Origin of the sequence: Lysinibacillus sp. FSL M8-0216 (genome assembly GCF_038595555.1) — a bacterium.
Classification (GTDB): Bacteria; Bacillota; Bacilli; order Bacillales_A; family Planococcaceae; genus Lysinibacillus; species Lysinibacillus fusiformis.
In genome coordinates, this window is record NZ_CP152007.1 from 3,634,615 (window position 1) to 3,654,655 (window position 20,041).

Sequence of the window (20,041 nt, forward strand, 5' to 3'; positions counted from 1 at the left end):
ATATAGTGAATTTAGCATAAAAAAATCCTGCTACCTTTTATGGTAACAGGATATTAATAACTAGATGTTCAAAGACTGGGAAAATGGTTGTGGTTAATACAATGCTAATTAAAGCAGCAACAATCATTGCTAAGCTGGCAAATGTACCCTCTAGTTCACCAAATTCAAATGCTCTAGATGTACCTGCCCCATGCGCGCCCATTCCTAACATTAATCCTCTAGACGATGGGTTGTGGAATCGACATATTTTAATAACAATAGGTGCTAATAGGCTTCCTAAAATGCCTGTCGTCATAACAAAGACAGCTGTTAAAGTAGGAGAGCCTCCAATCATATTTGAAATGTCCATTGCAATAGGTGTTGTCACTGAACGTGGCACTAAACTATGCACAAGCTCATTGTTTAACCCTACTACTAAGGCCATTATAAAAGATGAAATAATGGCGACTGTGGAGCCAACCGCAATACTTATAAAGATTTCGAAGGCATGTTTTTTTAATAAATTGACATTTTTATAGATAGGAACCGCAAAAGCAACCGTTGCTGGTCCTAGTAAATTCGTTAAAACACTAGCTCCTGCATTATAAGTTGTATACGGTATACCTGTTAGTAATAGTAAGATAATAATAACGATCGGCGTCACCAGCATAGGTGTCAGCCATTCCTTTTTATATTTCTTATAGATTATTTTACAAATATAAAAAATAATAATTGTTCCAAGTAAGCTACTACCAGCTATCCATAAACTCATACTGCATCACCCTTCTTTCGACGCCCTAGCCATTGTGCTGTGTAGCCCGTTACAAACATCACAATAATCGCACTTCCAACAATGACCAACACAACCTTCATGCCTTGCACACCGAATAATGCATCATAATCGATGACACCAATGGCAGATGGAATGAAGAAAAGTAAGAGTTCACTTAGTAATAATGCTGCCCCTAGCTCAATCCATTCAAGCTTAATAATATGAAACTGTAAAAGTAAAAATAATAGAACGAGTCCTATTATGCTCCCTGGAATCGGCAAGTGAAGTAGGCGTGCAATACTATTCCCAATCAATAATAGGAAATAAAGAAAGCCGATTTGCACGATACTTTTGACGATTTTCATGGTCATCCTTCTCTCATTTTTTTCTCTGCTTCAACAGTCAGAAAAACACGATTCAAATGAAAAGAAGTTATGATTTCACTGACTGTTCAAGCTTTAGTTTGACAAACTATCTACTACAGATTGATGTTAAACTTTTATGCTACTATACTTTACACCTATTTATCCTCTCTGTAAAACAGAAAAAGAATCTAGTGCCTAATAATTAGACAATAGATTCTTCTGTGGAGAAAATAAAACAGTTATTAAAAAATCTGTCATCACCAAATAAAATGATGAGCGCGATTTTTTAGTTTATAGTCTTAACAATCATATAAGGGGGTTTCTAGTTATAAGTATAGTTCCCAAATATGAATGTAACATTTTGTTCATGTAAAGGATTTGTTAATTTTTCGGAATCATCACAATCATTATTGTCCCTACGCCCACTTCACTTTCTACTTGAATACGTCCATGATGGGCCTCTACAAGATGCTTGACAATTGCTAAGCCTAAGCCTGTTCCACCTGAATTCCGGCTTCGTGCGCGATCAACACGATAAAAGCGCTCAAAGACTCGGGCTATTTCATGCTTTTCAATTCCAATTCCTTGATCTTCAATTTCAATAATACCATGTGTTTCATTTTCCTTTAAACGAATAGACACTGTTGTATTTTCTGGAGAATAGGTGATTGCATTGGTAATTAAATTCGTCACGATCTGAATAATACGATTGGCATCACCCATTACTTGTACGTCACGGTCAATATCCACTTGGAAGCTCATATTTTTTTCATCTAATCGTGGCGCTGTTAGCTCTGCTCCACGAATCAGCACATCCTGCAAGCCCATTGGCATAATGTTGACCGTGAAGCCATGTTGTTCAATTTTAGAAAGCTCTAACAAATCCTGAATGAGCATTTGAAGACGATTACTCTCTTTATAAATAATTTCTAAGAAAGATATTAACATTTTTTCGTCTTTATAGGCTCCATCCAATAAGGTTTCAGAAAAGCCTTTAATAGAGGTAATAGGTGTTCGCAATTCATGGGATACATTGGCAACAAAATCTTTGCGAATTTGCTCTAAACGGACAAGCTCCGTTATATCATGCATAACAATAACAACGCCTAGCCATCGTCCATGGTCCCCAATAACAGGTGCTCCATATACTTCTTTATTATAGAGCTCCTGCATTATCTCCATTTTAATTTGCTGTCGATAAGGCATCTCTGTAAGAAATACGTGATCGATAAACTGCTCTAATGATTTTGGTAAGCCAATTGTCCGGAATACCTTTCCCTGAACTTCATCAATCTGCATCCCAAAACGTTCTAAAAATACGCGATTCACAATAGAAATATTGCCTTCACGCCCAATCATCATGAGAGAGCTACCCATATTTTCGATTAACGTTTTCAGCCTCTCTTCCTCTACTTCACGAACAGTCGTAATATCCTGTAGATTACGAGCCAAAATATTAATGGAATGACTTAATGGAATCATGCGTTCATATTCATTTTCCTGGGCACGTGCACGATAGTTCCCCTTTGCAAGTTCAAGAGCCGTTTCCGTAACATTATCGATTGGTGCTGTAAAATTCCGTATCATATAGCGACTGACAATCCCGATTAAAATCAGGGTAATCGTGAAGAGGATGGCCAATATGATATAGAGTCTGGCACGTACAAAGGTCAAAGAATCTTCTAGATCTAAGCTCTGTGATGCAAATAATGCTTCTTGATCTTCCTCTGAAAGCTGGAGCTTGCGTTCATCTATTACTTGAGTCATTGATGCTTGTTTATGAGTATTTGCATCCTCATTGTATTGCTTAATATAAACAGGAAAAAGCTGACCTATAACAATCATTAGGACAGCTAATATCGTTCCAAGTAAAAGCATGAATGTCAAAAATAAGCGGTTGCTCATTGATTTCATGACGTTTTCGGCTCCTCAAATTTATAGCCAAGCCCCCTGATTGTTTTAATAAACATTGGCTTACGGCTATTTTCCTCAATTTTATCGCGAAGGTGGCTAATATGAACATCCACAATTCGAGTATCGCCAGCAAAATCATATTTCCATACAGCACTTAATAGCTGATCGCGTGTTAATACACGATTTTTATTTTCAAGTAAGTAAATGAGTAATTCAAATTCCTTTGGCGTAAACTCCAGTGCCTCATCTTGTAAAAAGACTTCAAAGCGTTCTGGAAATACACGCAATTGTCCAAACTCAAACATTTTCTCTTGCGGCTCATCTTTCTCATCTGATACAACATTTTGAGTAAAACGTCTTAAAACTGCCTTAACGCGTGCCAGTACTTCCCGTGGACTAAAGGGTTTAGTCATATAATCATCTGCGCCTAATTCTAGACCAAGTACTTTATCAAATTCGTCATCTTTTGCTGTTAACATTATTATAGGCGTATTCATACGCTGCTGACGTATTTGTTTGCATACTTCCATACCATCTAGTTTAGGTAGCATCAAATCTAACAGAATTAAATTAGGCTGTATCTCAATTGCTTTTTCCAGACCTTCTTGTCCATCTGCAGCTGTTTCCACTAAATAGCCAGCCTGTTCTAAATTATATTTCAATAATGTTGCGATTGAAAATTCATCTTCAATAACTAATATCGTTTTTGTCATAATATAATGCCTCCGTTAGTGATTTGAAACCCCCATTTCAAACCTCAAGACGTCTATAATGCAAGTGGTGGTGTCACCAACAACATACCTTCAATCACAAGCTGCTTTTGCTCATTATAAGAGTGTACAGACACCGTAATCGTATTTTCATATTTATTGACTGCTGTTACCTCTAAAAGCGTATCAAACAATTCATAATGATAGAGAGGCCCTAAATATTTTAAATGTTGCTCAATAATTCGTGCACCCGGTCCTGGAATATACTTTGACACAGCTGATGTAATAATACCATTTAACATGATGGTCGGGACAATCGGTTTTTCAAAAGGTGTCATCGCCGCATAATCATGTTGAATATAAAGTGGATTACTATCATTCGTGAGCCCTAAATACAGCAACAGATCTCTATCCTCAATCTTTTCAGTTATATGGATCTTTTCGCCAACTGTAATTTCATCGATTGTCAGACCAAGTTTACTATTTTTTTGAAGCAAAGATACGCCAACCCCTTTTCTATCATACTACATTCATAGTATCAATTTTATGCCAAAAGTACAACGAAAAGCCGAAGTACCTTAACCCTATCACACTTATGCACAAAAAAACGAGCAGGAGTTACCTACTCGTTTTCTTAATTCAGCAAATACTCATGTACTGATATTGAAACTTCAGATATAGAGACATTGCTTATATATTTTTTCGATAGCTGAAATAGAGAGAGATCGACATGCTGCCCTAAAGACTCTGGCGAAAAGCACCTTGAGTCGGACATCGTTAATCTACACTAAAATTTTCATTACGTTGCGTACTGCATCTGCCGATTGGTCTAAAGCTGCTTTTTCTTTGTCTGTTAACTCAAGCTCAAAGATTTTTTCAATACCATTTTCGCCAAGTAATGTAGGAACACCCAGATATAAATCGCTATAGCCATATTCACCTTCTAAATAAGCAATAGATGGTAGAATACGCTTTTGATCTTTAATAATAGCTTCAGCCATTTCAATCAATGCTGCAGCAGGTGCATAGTAGGCTGAACCGTTTCCAAGTAAGTTAACGATTTCAGCACCCCCATTACGAGTGCGATCAACGATAGCTTCTAGACGTTCAGCAGGGATTAATGTTTCTAATGGAATACCACCTGCAAATGAATAACGTGTTAAAGGCACCATCGTATCTCCATGACCACCTAATACAAAACCAGTAATATCTTTTACTGAGACATTCAACTCTTCTGCAACAAATGCACAGAAGCGCGCCGTATCAAGAACACCAGATTGACCGATAACACGATTTTTTGGGAAACCAGTTTCCTTATAAACTGTGTAGGTCATGGCATCAACTGGATTAGTAAGGACGATAATTGTGGCATTTGGTGAATGTGCGGCAATCTCTTTGGACACTGTTTTCATGACGCCCTGGTTGATTTGTACAAGATCATCACGACTCATACCTGGTTTACGGGCTACCCCAGCTGTAATAATGACTACGTCAGAATTAGCTGTATCTGCATAATTTGATGTACCTTTTACATAAGCATCAAAGCCTTGTATTGGCGCTGCCTCCCACATATCTAGAGCTTTTCCCTTTGTAGGATTTTCTGCTTGTGGGATATCTACTAATACAACGTCACCAAGTTCTTTCTGAGCTGCTAAAAAAGCTGCGGTAGCACCTGTAAATCCTCCACCGATTACTGATAATTTTTTTCGTTTCAGAGACATTTGAATACGCTCCTTTAAAATGGGGTTATATATTTTAAAAGAGGGAGGAGAAATACATCTCACTCCCTCGATTAAACAAGTTCATCGTAAATATTTTATTTAACGAAAATTCACTTTTACCCTAATTATATCAGCATATAAAAGTATACTTTCACGTGAAAATTTCTATATCAGAATAGAAAATTATAAGTTTTTGATTAACTCATTAGCGAATTCTGAACATTTCACTTCTGTAGCGCCGTCCATTAAACGAGCGAAGTCATAAGTTACAACTTTAGAAGAAATTGTATTCTCAACAGATTTAGTGATCATGTCAGCAGCTTCTTGCCATCCTAAGTGTTCAAGCATTAATACACCTGAAAGTAATACTGAAGATGGGTTTACTTTATCTAAACCAGCATATTTTGGAGCTGTACCATGAGTAGCTTCGAAGATCGCATGTCCAGTAACATAGTTAATGTTAGCTCCTGGAGCGATACCGATACCACCAACTTGTGCAGCAAGTGCATCAGAAATATAGTCACCATTTAAGTTCATTGTAGCTACTACATCGAACTCAGTTGGACGAGTTAAGATTTGTTGTAAGAAGATATCAGCGATAGAATCTTTTACTAAGATTTTACCAGCTGCTAAAGCATCAGATTGAGCTTTGTTTGCTGCTTCTTCACCTTGTTCAGCTTTGATTGCATCGTATTGGTTCCAAGTGAAAGTTTGATCAGCAAATTCTTTTTCTGCTAATTCATAACCCCATTTTTTGAATCCACCTTCAGTGAATTTCATGATGTTACCTTTATGAACTAAAGTAACAGATGGGCGTTTATGTTTAATTGCGTATTCGATAGCAGAACGTACTAAACGCTCAGTACCTTCTTTAGATACAGGTTTAACACCGATACCAGAAGTTTCTGGGAAACGGATTTGATTTACACCAAATTCAGATTGTAGGAAGTTGATGATTTTTTGAGCTTGTTCTGAACCAGATTCGAATTCAATACCAGCGTAGATGTCTTCTGTGTTCTCACGGAAGATAACCATATCAACGTCTTCTGGGCGTTTAACTGGAGAAGGCACTCCATCAAAGTGACGTACTGGGCGTAAGCATACATATAAGTCAAGTTGTTGACGTAATGCTACGTTAAGAGAGCGGATACCACCACCGATTGGTGTAGTAAGAGGACCTTTGATTGCAATTAAGTATTCATTAATTTTGTCTAAAGTTTCTTGTGGTAACCATTCACCAGTTTGGTTAAATGCTTTTTCACCAGCTAAAACTTCTAACCATTCAATTTTCTTTTCACCGTTATAAGCTTTTTCTACTGCTGCGTCGATTACGCGTGATGCTGCTGCCCAGATATCTGGACCAATTCCATCACCTTCGATGAAAGGAATTACTGGATTATTTGGTACATTAAGTACGCCATTTTCAACTACAATTTTGTTTGACATTCTGTTGCCTCCTAAATTCATAATCATAGGACTGTGTTAGTGATAACACAGTCCCAAACATTCTAGCATATTTTCCAAATTAGCGCTCGCTGATTGGAACATATTTTTGCATGCCTGGTCCAACATACTCAGCACGTGGACGGATTAGGCGGTTATTTGCATATTGCTCAAGGATATGTGCCACCCAACCTGAAGTACGTGATACTGCGAAAATTGGTGTGAACAGGTCATGATCAATACCTAAAGAATCATACACTGACGCAGAGAAGAAATCTACGTTAGCTGGTAATTTCTTTTGTTCAACGATCATGTCATGGATTTTAACTGACATTTCATAAAGCTCTGGTTTACCAGTTAGTTCAGTTAATTTTTTAGACATTACGCGTAAATGTGGTGCACGAGGGTCGCCTTTGCGATATACGCGGTGACCGAAGCCCATGATTTTTTCTTTGTTGTCTAATTTATTTTGAATGTAAGATTCAACATTTTCAAGTGAGCCAATTTCAGTTAACATCTTCATAACTTGCTCATTTGCTCCACCATGAAGTGGCCCTTTTAAAGCGCCGATTGCTGCAGTTACACCAGAATAAACGTCTGATAATGTAGCTACACATACACGTGCAGTGAATGTAGATGCATTTAACTCATGGTCAGCATGCAATACTAGTGCTTTGTCGAATGCTTCAATTTCAATATCTGCTGGCTCTTCGCCTTTAAGCATGTATAAGAAGTTTGCCGCATATCCTAGTTCAGGTTTTGGTGAAACTGGTTCTAAACCTTTACGAACACGTGCAAATGCAGTTACTACTGTAGCAATTTTAGCTTGAAGACGAATTGCTTTACGGTAGTTTGCTTCTGGGTCCATAACATCCGCTTCTTCATCGAATACACCAAGTAGAGATACTGCAGTACGTAGTGCAGCCATTGGATGTACAGTTGAAAGTGGGTATGTTTTGAATTGGTCGACAATCGCTTGCGGAATTGACATATTGTCTGCCAATTGTTGTTTTAACTCAGCTAGCTCGTCCGCTTTTGGTAAACGAGTATGCCATAACAAGTAAATTACCTCTTCAAATGACGCATTTTGTGCTAAATCATCAATGTTGTAACCAACATATGTAAGTGTGTCATCGATAATTGAACTGATTTTAGATTCCGCTGCTACGATACCTTCTAATCCTTTAGTTGCTGACATAAATTATCGCTCCCTCATATTTATATTTTGTTGTAAATGCGTTTTTTTCTTGCATTTACGGTTTTTGCTCATATGAACCATTAAGTAAATCGCTTACATTGCTATTATAATCATTTTTGACAGCTTTGTGAATGAAAATCCTCTAAATAAAGAAAAAGACGTCCGAACGACTATATATTTGTCCTAAAGAGATTTTATTGTATTTTTTGACATTATGATTTGAGGTGAATTTGTTAAAATGAGGAATTTAAAGTATTTTTCATACGAAAGAACCACAAGTATTTTACTTTTTATTTTTTACTTAGTCATACTTTGGTTTGTATTACCAGTATCACTTGCGATTTTTTTGTCATTTTCGACGTACCCTGTCATAAATTTCTTGCATAAATATTGCAGGATCGCCTATTGGATAGCAGCAATAATTGTGGAGGTATTGATTTTAACTTGTATTTTTTTGCTTGTCGTCATATCCATCAATAGTGTGATTGTCATCTTTCCGGAGATTCGTAATACATTACAAAACTTCCCACTTTTCAGTGAATATGAATCGATGTTTATACAAGTTTTAAAGGAGAAATCACTTTCTATTTTTGATTCGATCATCATATATACAGCTGATCTTTTCCAATTATTAATGAAACATGTCATTGAGGTATTCATTTTCTTGGTAGCTTATTATTTCGCTCTCCTAGAAACGCGTAAATCACGCTATTGGTTTTTTCAATATGTGCCAAAGAAATATCGTCAAGAATGGCAATCACATTTCGCGAAAATCATGCAACTTTTTCATTATTTTTTATATGTGGAATTTCAATTATTTACAATAACCTTACTTATTCTTTGTGGAGGCTTTATGATCCTTCAATTTGAACAAGCTATTATTAAAGCTTTTATTGTAGCTTTCGCAGATGTCCTGCCATTTTTCGGTATCGGTGTATTTCTTGTGCCGATGAGTATTTATTTTTATTTCAATGGAAATACATTTTTATGTGTAGCCATTTTACTGTTGTATTTATTTGTACAATTAACAAGGCAGCTAGCTGAATCAATGCTTTGGTCCAACACGCTTCAATTACGTACATTCCATACATTTTTCATCAGCGCCGCCTCTATTCTATTATTTGGCTTTTATGGAATATTACTTAGCCCGATCTTTTTATTTTTAGCGGTTAAGCTAAAAGAAAACTCTATCTTTGAACGATAATAAATTGACCTTTTTTCATTTTTTTACGCATCCAATAATAGACAACCGGTTGGAACATTTTTCGTGAAAAAGGCAAAAGCAGTAGTAAGCCAATAAGATCTGTCATAAAGCCTGGTAATGCTAAAAGCAGTCCACCACTAAAAGTTAATAATGTATCAACCAACGCAGATCCCGGAGCCTCTCCACGTGCTAATGTATTTTTTACATTTTGGACAGAATTCATACCTTTATTTTTCATTACATAAACCCCAAGTACACTAGTGGCAATAATGAGTAATAATGTACTTAAAACACCAATGTTTTGTCCAATAACTATTAATAACGCCAATTCGGCTAATGCGTAGACAATGAAACCAAGAAAAATTTTTCGCATATTTTTCTCCTTTCTACTTGAAAAGGTATACCTTTTATACGTTATTATAGCCCATTTAGTTTCATAAAAAAAATGAATGCCTCCCATCAAATAATACCAAATCACTTATCTTTTTTGATGGAGATATAAAAAGTAGCTTTCCATATAGCACGAAATATAGTTAATTTGTACAACCCTTATTAAAAGCTCTAGTACAACAAATCGCACTAGAGCTTTTTGTTTATAATTAAAGAACGCTAGCATGTCCTTTATAGATAACGCCTGTTTCAGCGTCCATCGTAATTTCTTGACCATGGCGTAATAATGTTGTTGCTTCTTTTACGCCAACAATTACTGGAATACCAAGACTTAGTCCAACTACTGCAGCATGACTAGTTAGTCCACCTTCTTCAGTAATTAGCCCAATGCAATTTTCTATTGCTGGCATCATTTCACGGTCTGAACCAACTGTTACAAGTATACTTCCTTCCGTATCATAAGCAAGTGCCTCAGCCGCATTTTTAGCAATAACTGTTTTACCTACAACCGATGCCTTGCCAATCCCTTGCCCACGAGCTAGTAAATCGCCAATAATGTGTACTTTCATTAGGTTTGTAGTACCCGCTTCACCAACTGGCACACCTGCTGTAATTACAACAGCATCACCATGTGTGACAAAACCGTGTTTCAAGCTTTCATCTACAGCTAATTCTAAAATCTCATCTGTAGTTGTCACACGTTGGCAAACAATTGGGTGTACACCCCACACTAATGTTAATGTTTGAGCCGTATTTGTTGAGCCTGTTACTGCAACAATAGGTACACCAGGTCGGTATTTGGCAATCATTCTAGCTGTATTTCCACTTTCTGTTGGGGCTAATACGGCTTTGACACCTAAATTAATGGATGTATAAGCGACTGCTTGTGAAATAGCTTCTGTCATATTGGCTTCTTTTTCACGACTACGTGTAGAAACAATCGATTTATAATCTAATGAATTTTCAGTACGTTGAGCAATTTTATTCATTGTTTGTACTGACTCCACTGGATATAGACCCGCAGCAGTTTCTCCTGATAACATGATTGCATCTGTACCATCAATGATGGCGTTCGCTACATCACTTGCTTCTGCACGTGTTGGACGTGGGTTACGTTGCATAGAATCCAACATTTGAGTAGCCGTAATAACTGGTTTTCCTACTTGATTACATTTTAGAATTAACTTCTTTTGTACAAGAGGTACTTCTTCTGCTGGAATTTCAACACCTAGATCTCCACGTGCTACCATCAATCCATCGGATACAAGGATAATCTCATCGATATTATCGACACCCTCTTGGTTTTCAATTTTCGGGATGATTTGGATATGCCCACCGCCATTTTGCTCAAGTAACTCACGAATTTCAAGCACATCTTTTGCACGACGAACGAATGAGGCAGCAATGAAATCTACACCTTGTTCAATACCAAATAAAATATCCTGAGCATCCTTTTCAGTAATACCTGGAAGTTGTACAGAAACACCTGGTACGTTGACACCTTTTTTATTTTTCAATACGCCCGCATTTTCTACAATCGTATGAATTAAACCTTTTTCAACATCTGTAGCTAGTACACGTAATTGGATCAGACCATCATCAAGTAAAATAATTGAGTTTTGCTCAACATCTTCTACTAGTTGCTCATAAGTAACAGAAAAGCTTGTCTCCGTACCTTCTACTTCAGTCATTGAAATATCAATCACTTGGCCAGCTGATAAATGAAGCTCACCATTTTTCATGTTATGCGTACGAATTTCAGGACCTTTTGTGTCTAATAAAATTCCTACTGGTTTATTTAACTTTTGTGCCACTTCACGAATTAAATGAATTCGTCCCGCATGCTCTTCATGAGAGCCATGTGAAAAATTCAAGCGGGCTACATTCATACCTGCTTCAATTAATTTTTCTAATGTTTCTGGTGACTCACTTGCAGGTCCAATTGTACATACGATTTTTGTTTTTCTCATTTTTGCCCACTCCGTTTATAACAAATTATATTGATAGTTCTTTCATAAGTGTGTATAGACTTACATCTGCCTCATGATTTTTTTCAAAAGCCTCCGGCATATCATAATCGATAACCTGATGATTGCGAATACCTACCGCTCGGCCATATTTGCCTTCCATTAGTAACTCCACTGCATGTGCGCCAAACTGACTTGCCAATACGCGATCACGTGCAGTTGGGGAACCACCACGCTGAATATGACCTAACACAGAAACACGTGTTTCTTTACCAGTCTTTTCTTTTATCAACTTAGCTAGTTCATTTCCAGACATAACGCCTTCTGCCACAATAATGATACTATGCTTCTTCCCACGTGCTGCACCACGATCTAAGCGTGCCACAATATCATCTAAGTCATAATCCTCTTCTGGAATTAAGACTGTTTCAGCACCGGCAGCAAGTCCTGCCCATAAAGCAATATCTCCTGCATCACGACCCATAACCTCAACTATGAAAGAATTTTCATGAGAAGTAGCTGTGTCACGAATTTTATCGATGGATTCTACTACTGTATTGAGTGCCGTATCAAAGCCTATCGTATATTCTGTTCCTGGAACATCATTATCGATAGTTCCTGGTACACCTACAGCAGGGAAGCCTTTTTTCACTAAATCCATAGCCCCTCTATAAGAACCATCGCCACCAATGACAACAAGTCCTTCAATTCCGGCAGCTCGTAAATTTTCAATGCCTTGTAGTTGCACGGCATCTTCTTTAAATTCTGGACATCTCGCAGAATTTAAATGGGTACCACCACGCTGAATAATACCACCAACCGAACCTAGATCAAGTTCTTCTAAATAACCTTTTACTAAGCCCTCATAACCATGTTTAATTCCGACAACATCAATTCCATGGAATGCTGCCTTACGAACAACCGCTCGAATAGCTGCGTTCATTCCAGGCGCATCTCCACCACTAGTTAATACAGCAATTTTTTTCATTGTCGAACCTCCTGCAGTTACTATTATTATTCACATTAACATGAAAAAACAAACTATGTAAGGGTTCTGAGGCTACAAAAACATAACTTTTACATAAAAAATGAAAAGAATGCGCTTTCACACACTCTTTCCATCCAAAAACATCCTAAATCTAACAAATTTCCAAGAAGTCTGACGTTCAGATTGCGTAACTAGCTTCTTTAATTTTTATAGCTTTTTAATATGTTAAGAAACAAATTTTGTCTCTTAACGAGCAAATTCATATCCCCATATTTTTGCTGCTATCAGAAGATAGCCTTCCAAAAATGTGTTTTATACTTCTGTATATTGTCCGATTTTTTTGAACTTCTCATAACGATCTTCAATTAATTGTTCTCCATTTAGAGAATTTAATGCATGAAGTGTAGTGCTGATGCATTCTTTAATATAAAGTGCCTGTTTTGCTACATTGCGATGGGCACCACCAATAATCTCAGGGACGATACCATCTATAACACCAAGCTCTTTTAAATCCGGTGCTGTTATACGCATTGCTTCAGCCGCTTGCTTAGCAAGGCTACCATCACGCCATAAAATCGACGCCGCTCCTTCTGGAGAAATAACGGAATAGGTTGAGTTTTCTAGCATAAAGACACGGTTTGCAACACCTAATGCTAGTGCACCACCACTTCCTCCTTCTCCAATCACAATACTGATGACTGGTACTGTTAAGCCTGCCATTTCAACAAGGTTTCTAGCGATTGCTTCACTTTGCCCACGTTCTTCAGCAGCTTTACCTGGATAAGCACCTTTTGTATCAATAAAACAAATTATTGGTCGATTAAATTTTTCTGCTTGCTTCATCAAACGTAGGGCTTTACGATAACCTTCTGGGTGAGGCATACCAAAATTACGTCGTATATTTTCTTTTGTTGATTTTCCACGTTGGTGTCCGATTATTGTTACAGGTTGCCCTTCAAAAATACCTATTCCACCAAGAATTGCAGCATCATCACCAAAAGTACGATCTCCATGCAATTCAATGAAATTCTCACATATCGCTTCAATATATTGTAAAGTAGTAGGTCTTTCTGGATGTCTTGCTACTTGCACACGATCCCACGGCTTCATATTCGCATAAATCGATTGCTCTAATTGGGATAGCCGTGTTTCTAGTTTCTCGATTTCACCCGTCATATCGACATCAGCTTCAGTGGCTATTGTTTTTAATTCATCAATTTTTTCTCGTAATTGGATAACTGGTTCTTCAAACGCTAAATTTTTAGACATGTTGCACGCCGCCTTTCGTATGCATTTTTACAAGTAAAGAAACTTGTTTACGTAAATCTTTGCGAGGGAAAATGGCATCAAGTTGGCCATGCTCTAATAAAAATTCTGCCGTTTGGAAATCATTTGGTAGTTTTTCTCTTACAGTTTCTTCAATAACACGACGGCCTGCAAAGCCAATTAATGCTTGTGGTTCTGCAATATTTATATCACCTACAGAGGCAAAGCTTGCTGAAACCCCACCAGTTGTAGGATGCGTTAAAATGGAAATAAATAATAAACCTTGATCGCTATGACGCTTTAAGGCAACACTTGTTTTTGCCATTTGCATTAAAGATAGTACACCTTCTTGCATACGCGCACCGCCACTAGCCGTAAAAATAATAAATGGCACACCTAATTCAGTTGCTTTCTCTACTGCGCGAGTAATTTTTTCGCCCACAACTGAACCCATGGACCCCATACGGAAGTGAGAATCCATAATGGCAACAACAATTTCTTCTCCATCTAATGTACCAACGCCTGTTAGTACAGCTTCATTCAAGCCTGTTTTGTCTTGGTCAGCTGAAATTTTCTCTACATATGCTGGGAAATTCAATGGATTGCTTGTTTGTAAATGATCGTCCATCGAAACGAATGAACCTTCATCCAAGAAATAGTCCACACGTTCTTGTGCAGTCATTTTGAAATGATGACTACATTTTGAACACACTTTATCATTCTTTTCTAGTTCTTTCGTTAATTGAATATGGCGGCATTCAGGACATTTTGTCATTAATCCTTCTGGAAATGCCTTTTCCTGTCCATCCTCTTTCTTTTTTCGATTACCACTAAATAAGCTACGTATTGCCATGTTTGACTCCCCCTTTGTTGTTGTCTAAGTGCTTTGTACAGTACTCATCCACTGCTCATAAGCTTTTAGTGCTTCTTTTTCGTACCCTAGCTGCATCGATTTCAACATAGTTTGAATGATTATTTTTTCATCTTCTGTTGAGTTTCGATTTAAACGGTCGCCATCATAAGCTGCCAATTGAAACCAGATTTTTAATGATAAACGATTACCTGTTGTGATTAAAAGTTCTCGCAATATATCACGACAATTAATCATACCTTCTAATTCTAGTTTCACAAAAAAACTATCCCACACAGGTAGTGTGCGAAGAATCTCTGTACAACTTATTACGCGAATAGCTTCCTTTTCATGAATTTGTCGCGTAAATTCGACATCTTTTTTTGATTTTACATCTTCTAATATAAACATCGACAGGATTTCTACAAGCTGATGCTTATGTGTGGAAGCAAGAAAAGTACCACCACCATGTCTCGTTTCTATAAGACCTAGCAATTCTAGACTTCGCAATGCCTCTCTGACAGAGGATCGCCCGACACCTAGACGCTCAGATAAGACTCGTTCGGAGGGAAGCTTTTCACCTGCTTGAATTTTTTCCAATTTAATGAGTTGACGTAGTTGTTGGACGATTTCTAAAAACACTTTTTTTTGTTCGGTTTTTTTATCCATACGACTAACTCCCCTTATCAAAAAAGTGGTCAGACCACTTTTTAACGTTGACTCTAGCTTACAAAATAACTGCCCAAAAGTAAAGAAAAAACTGCATAAAATTTAATGCAGTTTCTAAATTTTCGTTTCATTTTATATCTTTTTCGTCGCTTGCGCATGTTTTACTTTAATTTGTGGTTTTCCAAAACGTCTTTCTATAGTTCCTTCTATAAACAGAATTTCATCTTCTATTAACAAGTCTTGAACGAATTGGAAAACTTGTGGGAATAACGTAGCGGAAACAGCTCCATGCTCATCCTGTAACTGGACAAAGGCCATCTGTTCTCCTTTTTTGGTACGAATTTTTTTTACTTCTTCAATGACACCAATCATTTTCACATACGTCCCATCTCGCATCTGCTTTAACTCACGACAAGTACTATTCACATCAGCCCAATATAGTCTTTCTTGCGTAACGGGATGGGCAGAAATGTAAAAACCTAAACTTTCCTTTTCATGCATCAATTTTTCCTTTTGTGGCATATCATCCACCTGCATATATTTTGGCTTTCCAAAGCTAAATTCTGTAGCAGTTGATATATCAATATCCTCAGTTGGTCGTAGGAGTTCAGCGTGTTTTAATGCAGCGTCTATTGTCATGATCAGTACTGCACGGTCTTTCTCTAAATAATCTAGGGCTCCAGCATAAATTAATGCTTCTATTACTTTCGGTTTAAAATGCTGTGCACTTAATGCCACAGCTAAATCAAAAAGATTATGCAATACCAGAGGGTTTGATTGGCGCAAAGTATGGATATTCTCTATAAAAGTATGAGGGACGCCTTTAATTCCTGATAAGCTATAACGTATCCCTTCTTGCTCAACAGTAAAATATTTTGTACTGTCCTTTAATGAAGGTGGATAAAATGGGATACCTTTGTCCTTGGCCTCTTGCACTAGCTGTTGAATTTTATCTATATTTCCCGTCGCATTAGATAATAATGCGGCGTAAAAGCTTTGAGGGAAATGAGCCTTTAGATATGCCATTTGATAGGAAATAACACTATAGGCTACAGCATGACTTTTAGGGAATCCGTAATCGGCAAAACGGACAATTAATTCGTACACCTCTGTCGCTACCTGTTGATCATAGCCTTGTTTTAATGCCCCTTGCACAAAGGAAACCTGTTGCTCCTCTAGCACTTGGCGATTTTTCTTACTAACTGCACGGCGAAGTAAATCTGCTTGTCCCATTGAGAATCCTGCAAGCACAGAGGCAATTTTGATAATCTGCTCTTGATAGACAATAACACCAAAAGTCTCTTGTAAAATGGGCTCTAGCACAGGGTGAGGCATAACAACCATTTCTTTGCCGGCTTTTCGTTTAGCATAGACAGGTATAAATTCCATTGGACCTGGACGATAAAGTGCGTTTACAGCAGCAATATCTAAAAAGTGTGTGGGATGAATGTCTCGTAATGCTTGTTTCATTCCTTCTGATTCTAATTGGAAAATACCTGATGTATCACCCTTTTGCAATAATTGAAAAGTCTTTTCATCATGCATAGGAATTCGTTCAAAATCAATCCACGGTCCACCAGCTTTATAAATGGACCAACGCATTTGCTCCAAAATAGTAAGATTACGTAACCCTAAAAAATCCATTTTGACGAGACCACATGCCTCGATATCCCCCATCGGCCATTGTGTGCAATAGATGCCTTCATGTCCATCCTCTATAGGGACTGTATTTACTAAGGGGGATGGTGCAATAACAACGCCTGCCGCATGGGTAGAGGAATTTCTCGGTAGCCCCTCTAATTTTAGCGCTACGTCAAACCATCGCTGATGTTGCTCATCCTCAGAGAGCCAGCCCTGTAAATCATAGGATTCTTCTAAAGCCTTTTGTAATGTAATGCCTGGTTTATTAGGTATCATTTTCGAAATTTTTTCCAATGTCTCTGCGCCGAAACTAAATACTCTCGCGACATCTCGAGCAACTGCTTTTGCAGACAATGTACCGAATGTAATGATTTGCCCCACATTGGCTTTACCATACTTTTGTGCAACGTATTGGATTACTTGATGTCGTTTACTATCGACAAAATCAATATCTATATCAGGTAAAGATATCCGTTCAGGATTTAAAAATCGTTCAAATAATAAACCATAGGCAAGGGGGTCCACTTGCGTAATAGCTAAACTATAGGCAACCAGTGACCCAGCGGAAGAACCACGACCAGGTCCAGTCAAAATGCGATTGTCTTTCGCAAAGCGCATAAAATCAGCTACTACTAAAAAATAATCAGCGTAGCCCATTGAACATATTATTTCAAGCTCATATTGTAATCGTTCTCGGTAACCATTCGGAATATCCATTTGGTTGAACCGCCCCTCTAATCCGGCAAATGCTTCTTTAACAAGTAAGCTCTCAGCTGTTTCACCAACTGGCACAGGAAATTTAGGCATTTGTACAGACATTTCTGGGATGATAGCGTGACAGCTAGCAAGCATTTGTCCACAAGATTCAAGCCATTCTGGTCGATCAGCAAACCAACTTTGCCACTCCTGTGCTGTAGGTGCAAAATAACCTTGTAAATTAGCTGTTAGCATCGTATCACCAAGCTTGTCTCCTGTATCGATAGCTCTTGCTACCTCGTATGCAAAATGATCATCAGGACGTAAAAAATAACAGCTTTGAACGGCTACAAGTGGGATCGCCTGCCCTTCACACCACTCTATAAGTTCTTTCTCATTAGCTTGCGTTACCCCTCCAGGTCTGGTAATTCCCATATAAAAATGATGCTGAAAGAGATGGGCTAAGGCAGATACTAATGCCTGCCAATCTTCTACATCACCTATATCATCTGAAGAAAGTAATGCCAAGCAGCCTGCTGCATAGCCCTCTAGCCATTTCCAAGGCAGCACTTCATCTTCCCTAATTGAAACTGCACTACTTATCTTCAATAAATGCTGATAGCCCTCCTGAGATTGCGCATACAGCACAAGAGGAAACGTTTTATCATGCCATTGCACATTTATAGAAAGGCCAATGACAGCATGTATATTTGCTTGCTGCATGGCTTTACAAAAAGGCAAAAGCCCGTACAATTTCGTATTTACGATTGCACAGGCTTGTGTCTTTTGTTCTTGTAAAAAAGGAATCAATTGCTCAAGCCGAATTGTGCTTTTCAATAAATCCGCGCTCGTATGCATCTTTGTGTATACGTGTGTCAAATGAATCCCTTCCTTTTCTTTTTAATGATACGCTTTACAAATCTCTTGTAATCTTTCGATGACGTCATCTGCCTCTTTCCATGAATAAGCCGTAGCTCCAGAAGCGAGCGGATGTCCACCACCATTAAATTCTTTTGCTAATGTATTAATAATAGGACCCTTCGAACGTAAACGCACACGAATTTGATCCTCTTCTTCAATAAATACAACCCACGAACAGATCCCTTTAACACTTCCTAGGCATCCTACCAGTAACGATGCCTCTGATGGTACAATATCATGTTCTGCTAATAATTCTTTTGTTAGCTTTACATGGGCTGCTCCATACTCATCCATTGTAAAGTTTTGATAAATATAGCCCTGTAAATTCAGCAGTTTTTGCTCCATTTCATACATACCATCAAAAATTTGATTTCGATCAAAATCATATGTAATCAGGTCTGCGGCTACTTTAAATGTCTTAGCAGTAGTACTTGGGAATTGGAATCTACCTGTATCCCCTACAATTCCTGCAAATAATAATCGTGCAGCAGTATCTGACAGTTGCCAGTTCGCCACTTCCTTACCTTCCTCATACAGCTCGTAAATCATTTCACTGCAAGAACTTGCTGTCGTTTCCACCCATAAAAGATCACCATAGGCATCATCATTTGGATGATGATCAATTTTAATCATCATTTTTCCCTTTGTATAGCGTTGATCGTCAACACGTTCTGTATTAGCTGTGTCAGTCACAATGACTAAAGCATGCTCATAAACGTCATCCAATACTTGATCAGGCTGTGCCATAAATGTTAAAGAAGCATCATGGTCACCTACAGCAAAAACCTTTTTCTCCGGATAATTTGCTAAAATCAATTCTTTTAACCCAAGTTGTGAGCCATATGCATCTGGATCTGGTCGTACATGACGATGAATAATGATTGTTTCATAGGCAGCAATTGTGTCGATGATTTGTCTTTTCACAATAAATTCCTCCAAAATGATAGTAAGAACCGTTAGCATTTTTTCAAAATTATCGTTACAATAATGTCTAGTTATGCTAGGAGGTTTACTATGCTCAATTTAATATTTGTGTTTGCGATAATTATATCTTTTGTCTTTTATTTTTATTTTAAAACAAAACAGTTCCGTTCTTCATTACCAATCGCTAAAAATTGGTATAAAAGTAAGGCGAATATCGGCTTCGGTTCCTTCCTACTGTTTTTCGGATTCAATCAAGCCTACTTATTCCCTAGCTTATATACATTTATAATTGTAGCAATTCTTGTCGTGCTAGGCATCTTTGTCGTTGTAGAAAATACGAAAAAAGCGCGTCATTATGGTCAGTTTGTTGAGGAAGAATTCCGCATTAATCGATAATATGTAACAAAGGGATGACCAAGCAAT

Annotated in this window: 18 protein-coding genes; 2 read left to right on the forward strand and 16 right to left on the reverse strand. The window is 37.7% G+C overall.

The window, feature by feature from the left end; translation table 11 throughout:
* Positions 1-37: 37 nt before the first annotated feature.
* The 8 genes from MKX57_RS17985 to citZ all read right to left on the reverse strand — a co-directional run bounded on the left by MKX57_RS17985 (position 38) and on the right by citZ (position 8,102).
* The gene (locus tag MKX57_RS17985; protein WP_008176859.1) at positions 38-751 is read right to left on the reverse strand and encodes an LrgB family protein; all 714 of its coding nucleotides are present in this window, start codon (positions 749-751) and stop codon (positions 38-40) included.
* Entirely contained in the window at positions 748-1,116 is a 369-nt protein-coding gene (locus MKX57_RS17990) for a CidA/LrgA family holin-like protein (protein ID WP_036119530.1), read from the reverse strand. The genes MKX57_RS17985 and MKX57_RS17990 overlap by 4 nt, the downstream gene beginning before the upstream one ends.
* 381 nt (positions 1,117-1,497) lie before the next feature.
* Positions 1,498-3,030 (reverse strand): ATP-binding protein, encoded by a 1,533-nt coding sequence (locus MKX57_RS17995; protein WP_342550510.1) that lies wholly within the window; start codon positions 3,028-3,030, stop codon positions 1,498-1,500.
* Positions 3,027-3,743 carry a response regulator transcription factor gene (locus MKX57_RS18000; protein ID WP_008176854.1) on the reverse strand — a complete coding sequence of 239 codons (717 nt, stop codon included), beginning with the start codon at positions 3,741-3,743 and terminating at the stop codon, positions 3,027-3,029. The genes MKX57_RS17995 and MKX57_RS18000 overlap by 4 nt, the downstream gene beginning before the upstream one ends.
* Before the next feature lie 53 nt (positions 3,744-3,796).
* The gene (locus tag MKX57_RS18005; protein WP_008176852.1) at positions 3,797-4,237 is read right to left on the reverse strand and encodes a MaoC/PaaZ C-terminal domain-containing protein; all 441 of its coding nucleotides are present in this window, start codon (positions 4,235-4,237) and stop codon (positions 3,797-3,799) included.
* Positions 4,238-4,522: 285 nt separating this feature from the next.
* Complete coding sequence (gene mdh, locus MKX57_RS18010; RefSeq protein WP_008176851.1) at positions 4,523-5,461, reverse strand: malate dehydrogenase; 939 nt, start codon at positions 5,459-5,461, stop codon at positions 4,523-4,525.
* 183 nt (positions 5,462-5,644) lie between these two features.
* The gene (icd, locus tag MKX57_RS18015) at positions 5,645-6,907 is read right to left on the reverse strand and encodes an NADP-dependent isocitrate dehydrogenase (protein ID WP_025114483.1); all 1,263 of its coding nucleotides are present in this window, start codon (positions 6,905-6,907) and stop codon (positions 5,645-5,647) included.
* Positions 6,908-6,986: 79 nt separating this feature from the next.
* A complete protein-coding gene (gene citZ, locus MKX57_RS18020; protein ID WP_025114482.1) occupies positions 6,987-8,102 on the reverse strand; it encodes a citrate synthase in 1,116 nt (371 codons plus the stop codon).
* A 238-nt stretch (positions 8,103-8,340) separates the two neighbouring features.
* On the opposite strand from citZ, the gene MKX57_RS18025 reads away from it, so the two are divergent.
* Entirely contained in the window at positions 8,341-9,306 is a 966-nt protein-coding gene (locus MKX57_RS18025) for an AI-2E family transporter (RefSeq protein WP_089985702.1), read from the forward strand.
* On the opposite strand, the gene MKX57_RS18030 is transcribed toward MKX57_RS18025, so the two are convergent.
* The 8 genes from MKX57_RS18030 to MKX57_RS18065 form a co-directional block, all read right to left on the reverse strand.
* The gene (locus tag MKX57_RS18030) at positions 9,290-9,679 is read right to left on the reverse strand and encodes an FxsA family protein (RefSeq protein WP_008176844.1); all 390 of its coding nucleotides are present in this window, start codon (positions 9,677-9,679) and stop codon (positions 9,290-9,292) included. The two genes, MKX57_RS18025 and MKX57_RS18030, sit on opposite strands and share 17 nt — an antisense overlap.
* 226 nt (positions 9,680-9,905) lie before the next feature.
* The gene (pyk, locus tag MKX57_RS18035; protein WP_008176842.1) at positions 9,906-11,666 is read right to left on the reverse strand and encodes a pyruvate kinase; all 1,761 of its coding nucleotides are present in this window, start codon (positions 11,664-11,666) and stop codon (positions 9,906-9,908) included.
* Between the two features lie 25 nt (positions 11,667-11,691).
* Positions 11,692-12,651, reverse strand: coding sequence for a 6-phosphofructokinase (pfkA, locus tag MKX57_RS18040; protein WP_008176840.1), 960 nt, complete (start codon positions 12,649-12,651; stop codon positions 11,692-11,694).
* Between the two features lie 312 nt (positions 12,652-12,963).
* On the reverse strand, positions 12,964-13,920 hold the full coding sequence (locus tag MKX57_RS18045) for an acetyl-CoA carboxylase carboxyltransferase subunit alpha (protein ID WP_008176839.1): 957 nt from the start codon (positions 13,918-13,920) through the stop codon (positions 12,964-12,966).
* Entirely contained in the window at positions 13,913-14,770 is an 858-nt protein-coding gene (gene accD / locus MKX57_RS18050; protein ID WP_312145880.1) for an acetyl-CoA carboxylase, carboxyltransferase subunit beta, read from the reverse strand. The genes MKX57_RS18045 and accD overlap by 8 nt, the downstream gene beginning before the upstream one ends.
* A 24-nt stretch (positions 14,771-14,794) precedes the next feature.
* Positions 14,795-15,436, reverse strand: coding sequence for a GntR family transcriptional regulator (locus MKX57_RS18055; RefSeq protein WP_008176833.1), 642 nt, complete (start codon positions 15,434-15,436; stop codon positions 14,795-14,797).
* 132 nt (positions 15,437-15,568) lie between these two features.
* Positions 15,569-18,652, reverse strand: a complete 3,084-nt coding sequence (dnaE, locus tag MKX57_RS18060) for a DNA polymerase III subunit alpha (RefSeq protein ID WP_089985698.1) — start codon at positions 18,650-18,652, stop codon at positions 15,569-15,571.
* A 21-nt stretch (positions 18,653-18,673) separates the two neighbouring features.
* A complete protein-coding gene (locus MKX57_RS18065) occupies positions 18,674-19,618 on the reverse strand; it encodes a bifunctional oligoribonuclease/PAP phosphatase NrnA (protein WP_083796489.1) in 945 nt (314 codons plus the stop codon).
* Positions 19,619-19,708: 90 nt separating this feature from the next.
* Between MKX57_RS18065 and MKX57_RS18070 the strand changes: the two genes are divergently transcribed.
* The gene (locus MKX57_RS18070) at positions 19,709-20,014 is read left to right on the forward strand and encodes a YtpI family protein (protein WP_008176828.1); all 306 of its coding nucleotides are present in this window, start codon (positions 19,709-19,711) and stop codon (positions 20,012-20,014) included.
* Positions 20,015-20,041 lie beyond the last annotated feature (27 nt).

Excerpts from the sequence above, each read along its gene's own strand:
- MKX57_RS18030 (WP_008176844.1), bottom strand. The coding sequence starts at position 9,679 with ATGCGAAAAATTTTTCTTGGTTTCATTGTCTACGCATTAGCCGAATTG.
- pfkA (WP_008176840.1), bottom strand. The coding sequence starts at position 12,651 with ATGAAAAAAATTGCTGTATTAACTAGTGGTGGAGATGCGCCTGGAATG.
- accD (WP_312145880.1), bottom strand. The coding sequence starts at position 14,770 with ATGGCAATACGTAGCTTATTTAGTGGTAATCGAAAAAAGAAAGAGGAT.
- citZ (WP_025114482.1), bottom strand. The coding sequence starts at position 8,102 with ATGTCAGCAACTAAAGGATTAGAAGGTATCGTAGCAGCGGAATCTAAA.
- MKX57_RS17995 (WP_342550510.1), bottom strand. The coding sequence starts at position 3,030 with ATGAAATCAATGAGCAACCGCTTATTTTTGACATTCATGCTTTTACTT.
- icd (WP_025114483.1), bottom strand. The coding sequence starts at position 6,907 with ATGTCAAACAAAATTGTAGTTGAAAATGGCGTACTTAATGTACCAAAT.
- MKX57_RS18025 (WP_089985702.1), top strand. The coding sequence starts at position 8,341 with ATGAGGAATTTAAAGTATTTTTCATACGAAAGAACCACAAGTATTTTA.
- MKX57_RS18055 (WP_008176833.1), bottom strand. The coding sequence starts at position 15,436 with ATGGATAAAAAAACCGAACAAAAAAAAGTGTTTTTAGAAATCGTCCAA.
- MKX57_RS18000 (WP_008176854.1), bottom strand. The coding sequence starts at position 3,743 with ATGACAAAAACGATATTAGTTATTGAAGATGAATTTTCAATCGCAACA.
- mdh (WP_008176851.1), bottom strand. The coding sequence starts at position 5,461 with ATGTCTCTGAAACGAAAAAAATTATCAGTAATCGGTGGAGGATTTACA.
- MKX57_RS18045 (WP_008176839.1), bottom strand. The coding sequence starts at position 13,920 with ATGTCTAAAAATTTAGCGTTTGAAGAACCAGTTATCCAATTACGAGAA.
- pyk (WP_008176842.1), bottom strand. The coding sequence starts at position 11,666 with ATGAGAAAAACAAAAATCGTATGTACAATTGGACCTGCAAGTGAGTCA.
- MKX57_RS18070 (WP_008176828.1), top strand. The coding sequence starts at position 19,709 with ATGCTCAATTTAATATTTGTGTTTGCGATAATTATATCTTTTGTCTTT.
- MKX57_RS17985 (WP_008176859.1), bottom strand. The coding sequence starts at position 751 with ATGAGTTTATGGATAGCTGGTAGTAGCTTACTTGGAACAATTATTATT.
- MKX57_RS17990 (WP_036119530.1), bottom strand. The coding sequence starts at position 1,116 with ATGAAAATCGTCAAAAGTATCGTGCAAATCGGCTTTCTTTATTTCCTA.